Below are 15,984 nucleotides of genomic sequence, written 5' to 3' on the forward strand. Positions count from 1 at the left end.
CCTGGAACATAGATCGGGGCGGCCTCACACCACTGCTTGGTCGAATCGTCCTTGCTGGCCCCATTGCTTGATCAACCGGCCCCAGCGGTCCTTGTGGTCGAAGCGGGCCGCGATCTCGCGGCCGGTGGGGAGGGAGCCGTCTTCGTGGCGGTTGGCCAGGGCCCAGTGCCAGGCCTCGATCTGGACCCGCGGCACTGCATCCGACGGGTTCACGGTCTCCGTGGTAACGGCCACCCCAGGCTCGTCCGCTGCTTCTACCACGTGCAGGCGCGGGCGACCGTCAACGTGGTGAGACAGCACGCCTTCGTGCTCGGCTTGAGCGGGCGCCTCCGACGCGGCCGATTCGGCCTCGGACGGGCGTGCGGCCTGCTCATCGTCGGCGTTCGCCGTGCGTACGTCATGGGCGTCGATGCGGAACTCGCGCATGAGCAACTCGTAGGCACCCATCAGAGCGAACGACGGCCAGGCGTGGATCACTCGCGACCACAGGGTGGGGTCGGCCACCGCGATGTTGGCCGCGAGGCTGGCGACACTGCCCAGGACGAGCAGCGTCCAGGGGAGCAGGCCGCCGCGCCGACCGTGTCTGGCGTCGGTCAGCAGCGCCATGGATGAGGCGACGATCATCCCGTCTACGGAGAGGGGAAACAGGGCCGCGCGCCAGGCGGGTTCGCCGTGGCGCTGGGCCAGCTCGTACATATGCGAGTAGGAGACCACCGCGGCGATGACGGCCAGCATGAAGACGGCGGCGATGGTTGTCCAGCGGGACCAGCGGGAAGAATCCATTCCAGGTCACCGCCCGTCCAGCGCGAAGGATGTGGACAGCACCAGGGGTTGCGATCCGTATGGGGGAATGGTTCGAGTCCCCCCTCGGACACTTTCGGATCTCCTATGAGGTGCGGGCTGAAGACCACTTCGGCTCGCACTTTCTGTTCGTCGGGCTCGTAGGTGAGCTTCAAGCCGAGCGTGCGGTACAGGTCGGCCTTGTCATCAGGATCAGCCTGCGCCAGGGCATCGACGATGTCACCGACTTCACGGATCATCTGAGCGATAGCTGTCTCGTCGAGACGGTCACGAGGGGCTTGAAGTCGACTCAGTCGGATCTGGGCGGCTTGGCGCTGAGTCTCGGTCTCGGGTGGCTGAGACCGCAGCGCCGCCGTCAAGCGCTTCGCGGTACTGGCGAAGCTTGCGTTCGCACTCCTCGATCTCCATGCGGATCTTCTGCTCCTCTGCCGTGTGCGGGACGTCTCCTTGGTCGGCGGCCATGGCGGCGATCGCCTGGTTCAGCCGTTCCGGAGCGAACTCGCGCGACAGCCACGCGTCCAGTTCGGGACCAATAGGTCTTCGCGCAGGTAGACGTTGCTCAGCCCCATCGCCTACGAGCAACAGACAGCTAGTCTGAAGCTCACCGCCTGATTACCAGGTCTCCACACTCCAGAGGGAAGCCCCGGCATCACCGTAACGGTGGGGTTCCAGCCGTACACGAGAGCACGGCTGGACAGAAGTGTCTTCGCCGCAGGACATAGGCAAGCGTGGGTCTGGTCGTGGGCAGCCGGGGTGTGGACAAACCGCCGTCGCTGTGCCTATCGACGGAGGGTACGGTCATCGCGCGGTGTAGCCGCCGTCGACAGGCAGGGCGACTCCGGTGACGAAGCCGGCTCCGGTGCTGCACAGCCACAGGACGGCCTGGGCGATCTCCTCGGACGTTCCGAGTCGGCCGATGGGCTCAAGAGCTACAGCCTCGGCCTCGTCGAGATCCCCCTTGGCGATCATGTCGCTGACCATGGGGGTGTCGATGGTGCCGGGGCAGACGGCGTTGACGCGGATGTTCCGGGGGGCGTATTCGAGAGCAGCGCTCTTGGTGAGGCCGATGACTCCGTGTTTGGTGGCGTGATAGGAGGCGCGCCCTGGGCCGCCGACGAGGCCGCCGAGGGAGGAGCAGTTGACGATGGCGCCGCTGCCCTGGGCACGCATGTGCCGCAGTTCGTGCTTCGTGCTGGCCCATACGCCGCGCAGATTGATGGCGTTGACGCGGTCGAACGCTTCGGCGCCTTCGTCGGCCGCGTCGCTGAGTGGAATCTGGATGCCGGCGCTGTTGAAGGCCATGTCCAGGCGTCCGAAGCTCTCCACGGTCTGGTCGGTTGCGGCGGCGACGTGGCCCTCGTCGCTGACGTCGCAGGGGAGGGCGAGGACTTGGTGGCCTGCGGCGGTCAGGTCATCGGCTGCTGCGGTCAGTGCGGCTTCGTTGATGTCGGTGAGGGTGACGGCGGCGCCGGAGGCGGCGAAGGCGCGAGCGGTGGCCAGCCCCATGCCGGAGCTGGCTCCGGTGATGAAGGCGACCTGCCCGGTGAAGTCGTAGGTCGGGTTCATGACGGCCCTTTCGAAGGCTCAACGGTGTGAAGGCGCGAAGATCAGGGTGAGGCTGTGGCCGGCGGTGGCGAGTGGTGGGTCCAAGTCGGCGCCGATGAGGGCGAACCTGGTCGTGATCAGATCCAAGAAGTGACGCGTGCGAGGGTGCCCGGGCCGCCCAGCCCGCCCAGGGCTGGGCGGCCCGCGAAGGGGACTGGATCAGACGGTGAGCATGGCCTTGATCGCGCGGCGCTCATCCATGGCCCGGTACGCCTGGGCGGCCTCGCCGAGCGGGACGGTGAGGTCGAAGACCTTGCCGGGGTTGATCCTCCGCTGCCAGATCAGGTCGATCAGCTCGGGCAGGAACCGCCGCACCGGCGCGGGGCCGCCGATCAGGTGGACCTGGGAGAAAAAGAGTTCCTCGCCGCTGAGGGTGACGTCGTGGTTGACGCCCACGAAGCCGACGTGCCCGCCGGGGCGAGTGGAGCGGATGGCCTGTTCCATGGACTCCTGGGTGCCGACCGCTTCGACGACGGAGTGAGCGCCCAGCCCGCCGGTCAACTCCTCGATCTTCGCCACGCCGTCGTCGCCGCGTTCAGTGACGATGTCGGTGGCGCCGAACTCGCGGGCGAGCTTCTGGCGCGGCTCGTGGCGGCTCATCGCGATGATGCGCTCCGCGCCGAGCTGCTTGGCGGCCAGGACCGCGAGCAGGCCGACCGCGCCGTCGCCGACGACCGCAACCGTCTTGCCGGGGCCGGCCTCGGCGGCGACCGCGCCGAACCATCCGGTGCCCAGCACGTCGGAGGCGGCCAACAGGTCGGGGACCAGGTCGGCGTCGGGCGTGCCCGGCAGGGGCACGAGGGTGCCGTCGGCGTGCGGGATCAGGGCGCGCTCGGACTGGGTGCCGACCTGGGCCATGAAGACGCGGTTCACGCAGGAGGAGGGGTAGCCGGAGCGGCAGATCTCGCAGGTGCCGCAGGAGGCGACGAACGAGCCCACGACGAACTGGCCGGGCTTGACGTTCGTGACCTCGCTGCCGACCTCCTCGACGATGCCGACGTACTCGTGCCCCATCGGCATCGGCCCCTCGACCGGCTCGATGCCGCGGTAGGGCCACAGGTCCGAGCCGCAGACGCAGGCCGCCGACAGCCGGATGACCGCATCCGTCGGGGCGGTGATCTTCGGGTCGGCGATCTCCTCCACCCGGACGTCGCCGGGAGCGTGCAGTACAGCAGCGCGCATGAGAGTTACTCCTCGTGTTTCGGGCCGGCCGCGGAGGCGGCCGGGATGGTTATCGGCGATTGGAAGGGCCCGGGCCGGTGGGCGCTGTGCGGTACGTGGGAGTGTCGCCCCTTCGTCACCTGCGCGCCCGCTCCGGGCAGGCCCCCTCCCCGCCGACCGCGCAGTCGGCGGGGAAGTCTTACGTTCCGGCTGCGCGGTGGATGCCCGCGCCCGTGGGTGTCGTGGGTCGGCGCCGTTGGACGACGGCGATGGCGATCGTGGGGATCAGAGTGAGCGCGGTGATGGCGGTACCGACCGCAGAGGGACGTGCTCCCCAGGGGGAATCGAGAGCGAGGCCGGCGATCCAGGAGCCGATGGCGGTGCCGAGGTTGAACGCCGAAACGGCCAGTGCGGAGCCCAGGGTGGGTGCCTCGCCTGCGAAGCGGACGCCCAAGGAGATCAGCACCGGGTTGGCGCCGAGCCCGAACAGCCCCAGCAGGGCGACCAGCGCGACCGTCGGCGCGGCGTAGCCGGACAGCAGGCAGATCACCGGCAGCAGGACCGTGGTCGCCGCAGCCGCAACGATCGTCGTCGCGTGCGGACGCCTGTCTCCGAAACGGCCTCCGGCAAGGAAGCCCGCCAGGGCGCCGACGCCGAAGCCGACCAGGACCAGCGGCACGAGGCCGGTGGCCAGATGGGCCCGGCCGGTCAGCAGCGGCGAGATGGAGGAGTACGTCGACAGCACGCCGCCGGTCGTGGTCGCGCAGGCCGCCGGCGCCGGCCGCAGGCGGCCAGAGCGCAGAGCGGACAGCTCGGACCTCATCGAGACCGCCTGGTGGCCGACGGCGTCGTGCGGAACATAGCGGGCGATGAGCGCCATGGCGGCCACCGCGAGGACGGCGAGCGCCCAAAACGGTCCCCGCCAGCCCACGAGCTGCCCGGCGAAAGCGCCGAGCGGCACCCCGACGACGTTGGCGAGCATCGCGCCGGCGCCCACGACGCCCAGGGGCGCGGGAGCTCGCGGCGGGACCGGCGGCGCGGGCGGCCACCACGTTGGCCACCGCCCAGAACGCTCCCGTCGCCAAGGCCGTCACGAACCGCGCCGCCAGCAGCAGCGCAAAGCTGGAGCCGAGAGCCACGATGACGTGTCCGGCCGCGAAGACGCCCAGCGCGAGGATCAGCGTCAGCATCGCCATCAGCGGCGCGCCGACGGTCATCCCGACCGCGGAAACCGTGATCAGCAGCCCGGCCTGGGCCACGCTGACCTGCACCTCTCCCGCAATCTGGGGCAGTAGACCCGCCACCACGGACTCGGTCGTGCCCATCAGAAACGTGCCCAGGGCCAGCACGTACACCACGAGCGGAAGCCGAGTGGGCGGACGCTCGCGGTCACCGACCCGCAGGTCGGCGGGGGCGTGGAGGGTTCCTCCTCGCGTAGTCATGCGTTGTCTCCGCAGGAGATCGGAATCGAGGTACGCATCCCACGAAACCGTCCCTCTCGCATGCGCGGGAGGCTGCGTTTATGGGGGGCACAAGCTCAACCCCCCTTCCGCCGGGTTCGGGCCGTAGCGTGGAGGGCATGGAACGCCGCTCCGACAACCGCGCCGACATCCGTGACTTCCTCGCCCGTCGGCGCGCCCAGCTCGCCCCGGAGCAGGTCGGGCTGCCTACCAGCGGTCGGCGCCGGGGGCCCGGGCTGCGCCGCGAGGAGGTCGCAGTCCTCGCGGGCGTGAGCACCGAGTGGTACACGCGGCTGGAGAAAGGCCACATCAGCGGCGTGTCCGAGGACGTCCTCGATGCGGTGGCCCGCACCCTTCAGCTGAGCGAGGACGAACGCACCTACCTGTTCGACCTGGCCAAAGCCGCGCAACCCACCCGGCCCGCCGCCCGGCGCCGTCGCAAGGCCGTCGACGTCCCGCCCCGCGTGCAGTGGCTGCTCGACTCCATGACCCTGTCCGCGGCGTTCGTCAGCAACGGCCGCCTGGACATCGTGGCCACCAACGCACTCGCCCGCGCCCTGTTCGCGCCCATGTTCGGCAGCGGCACCACAGACGAACGCGGCCGCCCCAACTTCGCCCGGTACTACTTCCTCGACCCCGCCTCGCACGACTTCGTCGACGACTGGGACAGCGCCGCCGACACCACCGCCGCACTGCTGCGCGCCGAGGCCGGCCGATACCCCAACGACAAGGCATTGCGCGAGCTCGTCGGCGAGCTATCCACCCTCAGCGCCGAGTTCCGCACCCGGTGGGCCGCCCACAACGTGCGCATCCACCACGGCGGCGTCAAACGCTTCCAGCACCCCGACGCCGGCCCCCTCGAGCTCACCTACCAGCCGCTGGACCTGCCCATGTCCGCCCACGAGGCGCACTCCCTGACCATCTACACCGCCGAACCGGGCACCACCGACGAGGACCGGCTCAAGCTCCTCGCCAGCTGGACAGCGACCCGGTTCCGGGAAACAGGGTCCACCGGCGATAGGGACCTTTGAATTTGGCTCCGACCGGAGCTCCGTAAAGATCACGGACGGGTGAGGACGCGGTCGGACAAAGAATCCGTCGCCGAGACGCGGTCAACGCCCGCATCCGCCGGGCGGTGAAGGCCTGCGGGCACCTCCCCACCGAACACGCCGCACCCAAATGCGTCTACCTGGCGCTGATGAGTCTGGATCCCAAGGGCACCGGCCGGGCCCGCTGGAGCGCACGCCGGAAGAAGGCGCTGAACGCCTTCGACCTCACCTTCGACGGCCGCCCCACCACGACACGCCGCTGACCAGGAAAAACAGCCACACCATTAACTTGACACTCTCCCTCCCCCAGGTCGTGCAGTCCGTGCGGGTCCCGCCGGCGGCCGAATAGCTGCGGTGACTCCCCGATGTATTCCACGTACCGGTAGGAGCTGTCGGCGATCATTGAGGGGCCTTCCAGGCCTGCGTCGTCCCGGGGACTAGACCCGCGCCCGGGCCGGGAACAGGTCGTTCTTCGCCAGTGGATCGAGGGATTTCGGCAACCACTGCGAGGCGGGGTGGACCGTGCGCCAGTGGCGGGCGATGTCTGCTCGGCGTGCCACCCAAACGTCAGGATGCTCTGCCACGAGGTCGAGGAACCGGCGCAGATCCGCAGCACGTCCTGGTCGTCCGCTGATACGCAGGTGCAGGCCGACGCTCATCATCCGTGGGCGCTCCGCGCCCTCTTCGATGAGGAGCTCGAGGGCCCGTGTGAGGTAGGTGGAGAAGGACTCGGACTGGAAGCCGTAGGTGTTGACGTACCGGCCGTCGTTGTTGTCGAGAGTGTAGGGGAGCACGAGGTGGGCGGTGCCCTCGACGTCGACCCAGTACGGCAGGTCGTCGCTGAAGGAATCGGAGTCGTAGAGGAAACCTCCGTGCTCGACGACGAGGCGGCGGGTGTTGGCGCTGTTGCGGCCCGTGTACCAGCCGAGCGGCGCCTCGCCGCAGACGTCGGTGTGAATCTGCACGGCGCGCTCGATGTGGGTGCGCTCGACCTCCGGCTCGAGTTCGGCGTAGTTGACCCACCGCAGGGAGTGCGAGGCGATCTCCCATGCGGATTCCCGCGCGGCCGCCACCAGGGCGGGATTGCGGCTGAGCGACTCCGCGACGCCGAAGACCGTCACCGGCAGACCCCGCTCTTCAAAGAGCCGGCGCAGCCGCCAGAAACCGGCGCGAGTGCCGTATTCGTACTGGGATTCGACGTTGAGGTTGCGGCGGCCCCGCAGCGCGGTGGTCGGTTCCTCGGTGAGGAAGGCTTCCGAGGCCTCGTCGCCGTGCAGGATGCTGTTCTCGCCGCCCTCCTCGACGTTGACGACGAACTGGACAGCCACCTTCGCGCCACCGGGCCACTGTGCGTGGGGGGGCTCGCTGCCATAGCCGGCAAGGTCGCGGGGGTAGTCGCTGGACGGGGAGGCGAGCGTCATCGGAAATCCTTGCCTTGATCGGGGATGCCGCTGCAGAAGGGGAACGATACCCTGAGCGCGGCAAGCGTCGGTCAGTTTTGACTAACCATGGTCGCCGAGGGGCGCCGCGTCAAGTGCGTCGCCTCGGCAGCCTGCCCCCGGCCGCGGGGTGAGGATGAGCCGGCAAGAGAGACGAGGCGTCCGGAAGGACAAGCGAGAGGACGACCGTGAACGACCGCGAAGGAGCAATGCTCGCGCTCCTACAGCTGATGTCGGCGTCGAGCGGACCACTCGGTACGCGCAACGCCCAGCGCGAGTTGGCGAAACGGGGCAGGGAGCTCAGTGAGTCCTCCGTCTCGCGTCTGCTGCGGGAGATGGACGCTCGGGAGTGGACCACGCCCGTGGGCACCAAGGGGCGGACACTGGCCAGGGAGGGGCGGCGCCGCGCGGCCGAGGCGGTGCTGGCCCATCGCGCTTCGGACTCGTTGCAGCACTCGGTGCGTGACGCCAAGGACCTCCTTGACCTGCTCAGGGCGCGTTGCGCCGTCGAAAGCGCGGTCGCGGGCGATGCCGCCCGCGCACCCGATGAAGGTCGGCTATTGCAGCTGCGGGACCTGTGCGCCCGGCATTCCCGTGTCGTCGGCAGCGCTCCGCTGATCGAGCAGCCAGGGCTGCAGTTTCACCGAGGTGTCGTTGAGATGTCGACGAACAGGATGCTCAAGGTGGCCGCGGAGATGATGCTTGCGCCGCGCCTGGACCGGGTCGAGGCGGTGCTCGACACGGTCCTCGCCACTCGCCGGGACGAGGAGAAGGTCGTCGCCGAGCATCAGGCGGTCCTGGACCGTATTGCGCAGCGGGACGCCGACGGCGCAGAAGAGGCGATGAGGGCGCACTTCGAGGCGATGATCGCGGCCGTGGAGACGTCGATCGTCGGGGGGAACGAGGTGCTCGTTCAACGACTGCTGGACTGGGTGCCTGCGGGTGACCATCAGTGAGCAACGTTCGTCACTATTGACAGACATCTTTTCCTGTTCAAAACTGTCGGACACCATCGCACGTGCGATGGTGCAGCACACCGACGACAGGAGTAGGCATGCGCCAGGCAGGCACCATGTCCCCAGCCCGGATCTACTCGCGCCCCAGCGGGGCCCGGTACCAGGACGAGCACCGCAAGTGGCAGGGCATCCCGTCGATCGAGCGCACGCGCGGCGGTCGGCTGTACGTCAACTGGTACACCGGGATGGAGACGGAGACCGGGGGGAACTTCGTCGTCGTCACGAGCAGTGACGACGACGGCGCCACCTGGAGCGGTCCCAGGTTCGTCGTCGAGCACGACGACCCCGAGGTGCGCGTGTACGACCCGTGCCTGTGGCGGGACCCCTCCGACCGGCTCTGGCTGACGTGGAATCAGAGCCGCGACTTCTTCGACGGCAGGGTGGGTGTCTGGATCGCCACGACCGACAATCCCGACAGCGACGAGCCGGTCTGGACCGAGCCTCGCCGGATCGCCAACGGACTCATGATGAACAAGCCCACCGTGCTCTTTGACGGTACGTGGCTGTTCCCAACGGCCATCTGGGCCTGCCACACACCCACTGAGGAGCACCCGCTGGAGGCGGAGCGGTTCTCCAACGTCTACGTGTCGACCGACGAGGGTGAGACGGTCTCCTACCTCGGCGGGGCCGACGTGCCCAACCGCAGCTTCGATGAGCACATGGTCGTCGAGAAGAGCGACGGCAGGCTGTGGATGCTCGTGCGGCGGTTCGACGGCGTGGGCGAGAGCTTCTCGGAGGACGGCGGCAAGACATGGTCGCCCGGCCGCCTCAGCCACATCGACGGCCCCTGCTCCCGCTTCCACATCCGCCGACTGCCGTCGGGCCGCCTGCTCATGATCAATCACGCGGACTTCGGTGACCGGCGGTCCCGCGAGGAGATCGAACAGCAGGGCAACGTCAAGGAGTGGAAGGGCCGCACCAACCTCACGGCCTTCCTCAGCGACGACGACGGTGCGACGTGGCCACACCGGCTCCGCCTCGACGACCGCGAGGACGTCTCCTACCCCGACGCAGCCATCGGTCCCGACGGCCAGATCTTCGTCGTCTACGACCATGACCGCTTCGGCGACCGGGGCGTCTACCTCGCCCGGTTCACCGAGGACGACATCCTGGCCGGCCGACTGAACAGCGCCGGCTCCGCCACCCGTGTCCTGGTCAACCGCGCCCTCGCCCTGCCCGAACCCGAAGGCGACTCACCGTCGCCGCTCAACCCGGCAACGACCGGGTGACCCCACGGTGATCACATCCGCAAAAGGGCGCAAACCCACATCTGCTTCCGCACCCACCAGCAGAGGAAAGATCCATGACAGCGGCACAATCCATGTCGGCGAAGCGCTGGAGTACGCTCCCCAACTGGAAATTCCAGCTACTCCCCCGGGACACCCGCACGATCATCACGTGCGTGTTCCTCGGGCTCACCATGGCGGTCATCCTCCAGATCACCGAGCGCCTCGACCTTGCCCTGACCGGCGGCAGCATCCCGATCGTCTCGGCGATCGTCGTCTGCGCGATCTGGGTGCCCTCCGCGGCGTTCTACGGTCTGACCGGAGCACTGATCACCGCCTGGATCAACCCGATCATCTCCAACCTCACGGCCTCCCAGCCGATGGCACCCTTCCTTTTCCTCACCAACGCCGCGCACACGGTCCCCGTTGCGCTCCTGGTGTGGCTGATGAAGTCCCGTGACAAGGGACTGAAGCTGTGGCAGCTCGTCATCATCGGCCAGATCGGCGGCCTGGGCGACGCGCTGATGTTCGGTGTGGGCAACCGTGCCATCCTTCACCTGCCCTGGGATTTCATCGTCGGCCAGATCCTCGTCGTCCAGCCGTGCTACCTCGCAGGTTCCTTCATCACCTACGGGATCATGCGCAGGCTGATCAACACGGGACTCGTCCGGAAAGAACGCGACTTCAAGGCGGCCACCGATGCCATCTGACCGGTCCACACGGCTCCGAGGAGTTCCACGATGAGCGGAACGATGCTCTACCAGCCAGGAGAAACGTTCCTGCACCGTGCTGACGCACGAGCGAAGATCGCCGCCATCATCGTCGTCCTCGTCGTCGCACTGACGACGACGCGCATCGATGTTCTCGTCGCGCTGACCGCCGCCGTCGTACTCGGCCTCGCCGTGCTCGCACGGATCACGCCGGCCTCGTACGCCAAGGCGCTCTTCCTGATCGTCCCGCTCATCCTCCTGCTCACCCTCCTGCAGGCCCTGGTCCAAGGCGGGCCGGCGATCGCCACGATCGGCGGAGTATCCCTCTCCAAGGAGGGCGTCCTGCTCGGGCTGGGTATCGGGATGCGCCTGTTCGCCATGGGCATCTGCTTCTACGGGTTCTCGGTGACCACCAGCCCGTCGGACATCGCGCTCGCGCTTCACAAGGTCGGCGTGCCGTACAAATTCGCCTACCTGACGAGCTTCGCGTTCCGGTTCCTGCCCCTACTGCAGGACGAGGCGAGGACCTTGCTCACCGCCATGGCGGTCCGGGGATCGGCCGAGAGCAGCTCACGCCATCCGCTCCGCCGCGGCCGCGCGATCGTCCGGATGCTGTTCCCCATGCTCGCCGGCTCGATGAAGCGCAGCGGTGAGATCGCCCTGTCGATGGAGCTGCGCGGCTACAGCCTGTCCGGTCCGCGGACGTTCTACCGGGCCTCTTCGTTCCGCGCGAGCGACGCCTTCCTGGTCATCGGCGTGCTCGTCCTGGCCGCCGCACTCTTCGCCATGCGATGGCAGCTGCCCGCACTGATCGCTGAGGGGGCATGAATATGACTGCGCCGGCTCTGGCAGTGTCCGGCCTGACCGTCCGCTACGAGGGGGCCGACCGGCGTGCGCTCGACGATGTCGGCTTCGACGTCGCCCAGGGAGAGATCCTGGGCATCCTCGGTCCGACCGGCGCCGGGAAGTCCACCCTCCTGCAGTGCCTGTCCGGCGTCATCCCTCGGCACGAGGACAGCGCCGCGATGCGGGGCGACATCGAAGTCTTTGGGCGCCGGCTGTCGGACTTCGCCGGCCTTTCGGAGGTCACCGAGACAGTCGGTCTGGTCATGCAGGACCCGGAGGTGCAGCTCGTCAACACCGTGGTGCGAGAGGAGCTGGTCTGGGGCATGGAGAACCGGGGAGTCCCGGTACCGGAGATCGAACGGCGCCTGCAGCGGGCTGCCGACCTCTTCGACCTCGGCAACCTCCTGGACCGGTTCACCCACGCTCTGTCGGGCGGGGAGAAGCAGCGCGTCGTCGTCGCCTCGATCTTCTGCCTCAACCCGCGGATCATGCTTCTCGACGAACCGACGTCCGAGCTCGACCCCGCCGGCACCGAAGGCGTCATGGACGCCGTCCGCGTGCTCGCAGACGAGGGCGTCACCGTCATCGTCGTCGAGCACAAGGTCGAAGAGCTGGCCGTCTACGCCGACCGCCTCATCGCCATGCGGCACGGCCGGATCGAAGCGGTCGGCACACCGCGCGAGGTGCTCCCGGGCCCCGCGGCACCGGACCGGCCCCAGGTACTCGACATCGCCCTGCAGCTGAGCGAGCAGGGGCATTGGGACGCTGAGCTCCCGCTGTCCGTCCCGGCAGCAGTGGCCACCTGGCAGTCGATGACGCACGACCAGCACAGCGACAGGAACCCCTCATGAGCCACTCAGACGCCGCCATCGAGATCGTCAACGTCGAGCACACCTACGGCGGGAGCACAAAGGCCCTGCGAGGGGTGAACCTGACGATCGGCCGCGGCGAATTCGTCGCGATCATCGGCAAGAACGGCTCCGGCAAGACGACTCTCGCCAAGCACTTCAACGGCCTGCTCCGGCCGACGAACTCCGACGGTCAGGTCCGTCTCCACACCGGGGACGGCAAGACCATGGACACCCGCCGCTCACGGCTGCACCACCTCGCCCCGACCGTCGGATACGTCTTCCAGAACCCGGACCGCCAGATCTTCCACGACACCTGCCGGGAAGAACTCGAATACGGGCCGCGCAACATCGGTGTGGACCCCGCGGCCCTCGCCCGATCGGTGTCCGAGACCCTGGAGCTGGTAGGTCTCGAGGGACGCGAGGAGGCCAACCCCATCCGCCTCTCCCGAGGCGAACGCCAGCGCCTCGCCATCGCCTCGACCCTCATCATGGGCTGCGACGTGGCGGTCATCGACGAACCCACCACGGGCCAGGACCGGGCAGAGTCACGCAAGATCCTCGACTCACTCGCCCACCACCACGCCCGCGGCCGAACGGTCGTCATCATCTCCCACGACATGGCGCTGGTCGCCGAATACGCCACCCGTGTCATCGCCATGCGCAACGGCCACGTCCTCACCGACGGCACGCCGACGGAGGTCTTCTCGCAGCGTGAGGTGCTCCAGGAGACCAACATCCGGCCCCCGCAGGCGGCGGTACTCGCCGCCGAACTCGGCCTGTCAGCCGTCCTCACGGTGAACGACGCGGTCCGCGAGATGAGCAACGTCCGCACGCACGCACACCCCAACACACCCCTCCCCCACGGCGACAAGGTCTACTGAACATGCACTACCTGGTCACCGGCGCCCGCGGCTTCGTCATGAGCGTCCTGGTCAAGGAGATTCTCACCATCGAGCCCGACGCCGTCGTCACCGCCGTCGACCTGCACGCACCCGATGACATGCTCACAAGTTTCCTTGCCGGCCACGAAGGGCGAGTGCAGTACGTCCAAGCCGACGTCACCGACAGCGGCACGGTAACGGACACCCTCGCGAGAGCTACACCGGACGTGATCGTCCACGGCGCCACGGTCACCCACGACGCGCAGGCCGAGCACCGTGATCCCAAGCGCTTCATCCATGCCAACGTCGGGGGCACGACGACTGTGCTCGACGCTGCGCGGCGCACCGACTGCGTGCAGCGGTTCCTCCTCGTCAGCAGCGGTGCCGTCTACGGATCTTCCCCGGAGCGGTTGCTCACCGAGGAGTCCCCGCCCGTGCCCGACGAGATGTACGGCATCAGCAAGGTGGCCGGCGAACTCATCACGCAACGATTCGGCCGGCTGTACGGCTTCGATGTTCCCGTCGCACGACTGACCAAGATGTTCGGCCCCATGGAACGGCCGAGCTCGGGGCGCGCCATCATGTCCCTGCCCTACCACCTCGCGGCAGCAGTGGTACGGCGCCAACCCATCCCGCTCACCGAACGGACACTTCAAGCGGGCGGTGACTGGCTCAGCGCCACCCAGGCCGCCCGTGCCCTGCACCTGCTCGCCCGTGGGGAGGGTGAAGGCAACGGGACCTACAACATCTCCAGCGGCATCCGAACCAGCGTCCCCGATCTCCTATCCCTGTTCGGCGTTGACCCCGTCGAAGTCCCAGCCGAAGCGGCTGACGCCGACATGGACTCTGACACCGAGCACGGAAAGAACGGCATCTACGCATCCGACCGCGCGCAGCGCGAACTGGCCTGGACGCCGACCGACCTCAAAGACCAGGTCGCTGAATACGTCGAATGGGCCCGCGAGCACCCGGACTGCTTCGCGGCAGGCCGGTGACCGCCGTGGCACTACAGCGCAGCGGGCTCGTCACCTTCGGCGAGTCAATGGGACGAATCGCCGCCGACCAGATCGGCCTCCTTGACTTCTCCCGCACATGCACCATCTCGGTCGGAGGCGCCGAGAGCAACGTCGCCATCGCCGCCGCTCGTCTTGGCGCGGACGTGACCTGGGCGGGCCGCTTGGGTCGTGACAGTGTCGGAGACCTCATAGAACGACGCCTCAGGACAGAAGGGGTACAGCGACAGATCACGCGCGACGACAGCTTCACCGGGCTCATGGTCTGCTCACGCAGGACCAACGCCGGCGTCCGGGTCGACTACCACCGCGCCGGGAGCGCCGGCTCGCGCCTGACACCCGACGACGTAGGCGAAGACCTGATCCGTCAGGCGGCCGTCCTCCACGTCACCGGCATCACGCCGGCCCTGAGCGACACAGCGCGGGCCACGACGCTGTGGGCCGTGCGCACCGCACAAGCAGCAGGCGTGCGAGTGTCCGTAGACGTCAACTACCGCAGTAAGCTCTGGCGTCCCGACGAGGCGGCACCGGTGCTTCGAGAACTGGCAACCCATGCCGACACCGTCTTCGCCGGCCCCGACGAGGCCGCGCTCGTCCTGGGAATCGACGAGGCGTATGCCGCCGTGGAGACTCGCAAGCCGATGGCACTCGCTCACGCCATGACCACCCTCGGCGCACGCTCAGCGATCGTCAAGGACGGCCCGCGGGGCTGCGCCGCCGTCATCGACAACCAGCCGTATGTACAAGCCGCAGTCCCCGTGGACACGGTAGACCCCGTGGGCGCCGGCGACGCGTTCGTAGCGGGCTACCTCGTAGAACTCCTCGCCGGCAGCGACGCCCGAACGCGCCTGGCGACCGCGACACGCGCCGGCGCCTATGCGGTCACGGTCCCGGGAGACTGTGAGGGCCTGCCGTTCCGTCACGAAATCGACACCTTCACCGCGGCGGAAGACGTCGCCCGCTAGGGCCTGGCCCAGCCCCGCCATCCGAACAGGAACAGGAACCCACCCTCGTGCCCGCCACCCCAGCAGACTTCGCCCGGTTCTTCGACGACTCCTTCGCCGCCGCCCCACTCATGGCCATCCTCCGCGGCTACTCGCCCGAACGCACCGTCGATCTGGCCACCCGAGCCTGGGACCTCGGCGTGACCCAGGTCGAAGTCCCCCTCCAAGACCCCGACGCCGTACCGTCCCTCGAGGCGGCCATTACCGCCGGGGCACAACGGAATCTGAGCGTGGGAGCCGGCACCATCACCACACCCGAACAAGTCCACATCGCCCGAAAGGCGGGTGCGGCCTACACCGTCGCCCCCGGGTACGACGAAGACGTCCTCGACGAAAGCCTCGACGTCGGCCTCCCGCACCTCCCAGGTGTCTCCACGCCCACAGAGGTAAGCAAGTTGCAACGGCGTGACATCCACTGGGTCAAGGCGTTTCCGGCCTCCCACCTCGGCCCCTCCTGGATACGCGCGGTACGGGCGCCGTTCCCGAGCCTGCGCATCGTCGCCACCGGCGGCGTCGACGCCGAGAACGCCGCGTCGCTCCTCCACGCCGGTGCACGCGTCGTCGCGCTGGGCTCCGCCCTGATAGATCCAACCCAGCTCGATCGCGTCACCGCGCTCATCTCGAAGAACCCAGCCGACAGCGAAGAGCCGTCGACCCCCTGATGGCCTCAAGCACTGACACAGGGCCGCCCGTTGCCACACTGGACTCAACCGGTCGATGCAACACCGGCTTACTGGAGTAAGGCTAGCTGGTCATCGAGTGCCTCGGCGGGTGTCTTCCACTGGAGTGTCTTGCGGGGTCGGGACTTCGCCGACTACGCCCGGACCGCGGCCGCGCAGGGCGCGTGGGACCTCTGAGAGCCGTGGCGACCGTATCCCGCGCTGCTGAAGGCCCGTTCCCGGCCATTGTCAGACTCCCGGTC

15 protein-coding genes and 2 pseudogenes are annotated in these 15,984 nt (G+C 68.3%); 11 read left to right on the top strand and 6 right to left on the bottom strand.

Annotation, left to right across the window (positions count from 1 at the left end):
- Positions 1-24: 24 nt before the first annotated feature.
- From HDA32_RS25855 to HDA32_RS32165, 5 genes and pseudogenes are all read right to left on the bottom strand, one after another.
- Complete coding sequence (locus HDA32_RS25855; protein ID WP_179645640.1) at positions 25-783, bottom strand: DUF2637 domain-containing protein; 759 nt, start codon at positions 781-783, stop codon at positions 25-27.
- Positions 784-1,599: 816 nt separating this feature from the next.
- On the bottom strand, positions 1,600-2,367 hold the full coding sequence (locus HDA32_RS25860; protein WP_179645641.1) for a glucose 1-dehydrogenase: 768 nt from the start codon (positions 2,365-2,367) through the stop codon (positions 1,600-1,602).
- A gap of 198 nt (positions 2,368-2,565) precedes the next feature.
- Positions 2,566-3,588, bottom strand: coding sequence for a zinc-dependent alcohol dehydrogenase family protein (locus HDA32_RS25865; protein ID WP_179645642.1), 1,023 nt, complete (start codon positions 3,586-3,588; stop codon positions 2,566-2,568).
- A 178-nt stretch (positions 3,589-3,766) separates the two neighbouring features.
- Entirely contained in the window at positions 3,767-4,564 is a 798-nt protein-coding gene (locus HDA32_RS31090; RefSeq protein WP_312863329.1) for an MFS transporter, read from the bottom strand.
- 70 nt (positions 4,565-4,634) lie between these two features.
- A pseudogene (locus HDA32_RS32165) lies at positions 4,635-5,009 on the bottom strand (hypothetical protein); the annotation flags it as partial.
- Between the two features lie 137 nt (positions 5,010-5,146).
- Here HDA32_RS32165 and HDA32_RS25875 point away from each other — a divergent pair.
- Together HDA32_RS25875 and HDA32_RS31095 are read left to right on the top strand one after the other, a co-directional pair.
- Positions 5,147-6,058: a helix-turn-helix transcriptional regulator gene (locus HDA32_RS25875; RefSeq protein WP_179645643.1), complete on the top strand. Its 912-nt coding sequence runs from the start codon at positions 5,147-5,149 to the stop codon at positions 6,056-6,058.
- Between the two features lie 74 nt (positions 6,059-6,132).
- Positions 6,133-6,339: pseudogene (locus HDA32_RS31095) on the top strand (IS256 family transposase); the annotation flags it as partial.
- 174 nt (positions 6,340-6,513) lie between these two features.
- On the opposite strand, the gene puuE reads toward HDA32_RS31095, so the two are convergent.
- Positions 6,514-7,497, bottom strand: coding sequence for an allantoinase PuuE (gene puuE, locus HDA32_RS25885; protein ID WP_179645644.1), 984 nt, complete (start codon positions 7,495-7,497; stop codon positions 6,514-6,516).
- Between the two features lie 206 nt (positions 7,498-7,703).
- Between puuE and HDA32_RS25890 the strand changes: the two genes are divergently transcribed.
- From HDA32_RS25890 to HDA32_RS25930, 9 genes are all read left to right on the top strand, one after another.
- A complete protein-coding gene (locus tag HDA32_RS25890; RefSeq protein ID WP_218882602.1) occupies positions 7,704-8,471 on the top strand; it encodes an FCD domain-containing protein in 768 nt (255 codons plus the stop codon).
- A gap of 98 nt (positions 8,472-8,569) precedes the next feature.
- On the top strand, positions 8,570-9,760 hold the full coding sequence (locus HDA32_RS25895) for a sialidase family protein (protein WP_179645645.1): 1,191 nt from the start codon (positions 8,570-8,572) through the stop codon (positions 9,758-9,760).
- Between the two features lie 74 nt (positions 9,761-9,834).
- Complete coding sequence (locus HDA32_RS25900; RefSeq protein ID WP_179645646.1) at positions 9,835-10,467, top strand: hypothetical protein; 633 nt, start codon at positions 9,835-9,837, stop codon at positions 10,465-10,467.
- A 30-nt stretch (positions 10,468-10,497) separates the two neighbouring features.
- A complete protein-coding gene (locus HDA32_RS25905) occupies positions 10,498-11,295 on the top strand; it encodes an energy-coupling factor transporter transmembrane component T family protein (protein ID WP_179645647.1) in 798 nt (265 codons plus the stop codon).
- The gene (locus HDA32_RS25910) at positions 11,292-12,164 is read left to right on the top strand and encodes an energy-coupling factor ABC transporter ATP-binding protein (protein WP_179645648.1); all 873 of its coding nucleotides are present in this window, start codon (positions 11,292-11,294) and stop codon (positions 12,162-12,164) included. Before HDA32_RS25905 ends, HDA32_RS25910 begins: the two co-directional genes overlap by 4 nt.
- Complete coding sequence (locus HDA32_RS25915; RefSeq protein WP_179645649.1) at positions 12,161-13,045, top strand: energy-coupling factor ABC transporter ATP-binding protein; 885 nt, start codon at positions 12,161-12,163, stop codon at positions 13,043-13,045. The genes HDA32_RS25910 and HDA32_RS25915 overlap by 4 nt, the downstream gene beginning before the upstream one ends.
- Before the next feature lie 2 nt (positions 13,046-13,047).
- Complete coding sequence (locus HDA32_RS25920) at positions 13,048-14,040, top strand: NAD-dependent epimerase/dehydratase family protein (protein ID WP_179645650.1); 993 nt, start codon at positions 13,048-13,050, stop codon at positions 14,038-14,040.
- Positions 14,037-15,023 (top strand): sugar kinase, encoded by a 987-nt coding sequence (locus HDA32_RS25925; protein ID WP_312863330.1) that lies wholly within the window; start codon positions 14,037-14,039, stop codon positions 15,021-15,023. Before HDA32_RS25920 ends, HDA32_RS25925 begins: the two co-directional genes overlap by 4 nt.
- 47 nt (positions 15,024-15,070) lie before the next feature.
- Complete coding sequence (locus HDA32_RS25930; protein WP_312863331.1) at positions 15,071-15,724, top strand: bifunctional 4-hydroxy-2-oxoglutarate aldolase/2-dehydro-3-deoxy-phosphogluconate aldolase; 654 nt, start codon at positions 15,071-15,073, stop codon at positions 15,722-15,724.
- Positions 15,725-15,984 lie beyond the last annotated feature (260 nt).

The sequence above is a fragment of the Spinactinospora alkalitolerans genome (assembly GCF_013408795.1).
Taxonomy (GTDB): domain Bacteria; phylum Actinomycetota; class Actinomycetes; order Streptosporangiales; family Streptosporangiaceae; genus Spinactinospora; species Spinactinospora alkalitolerans.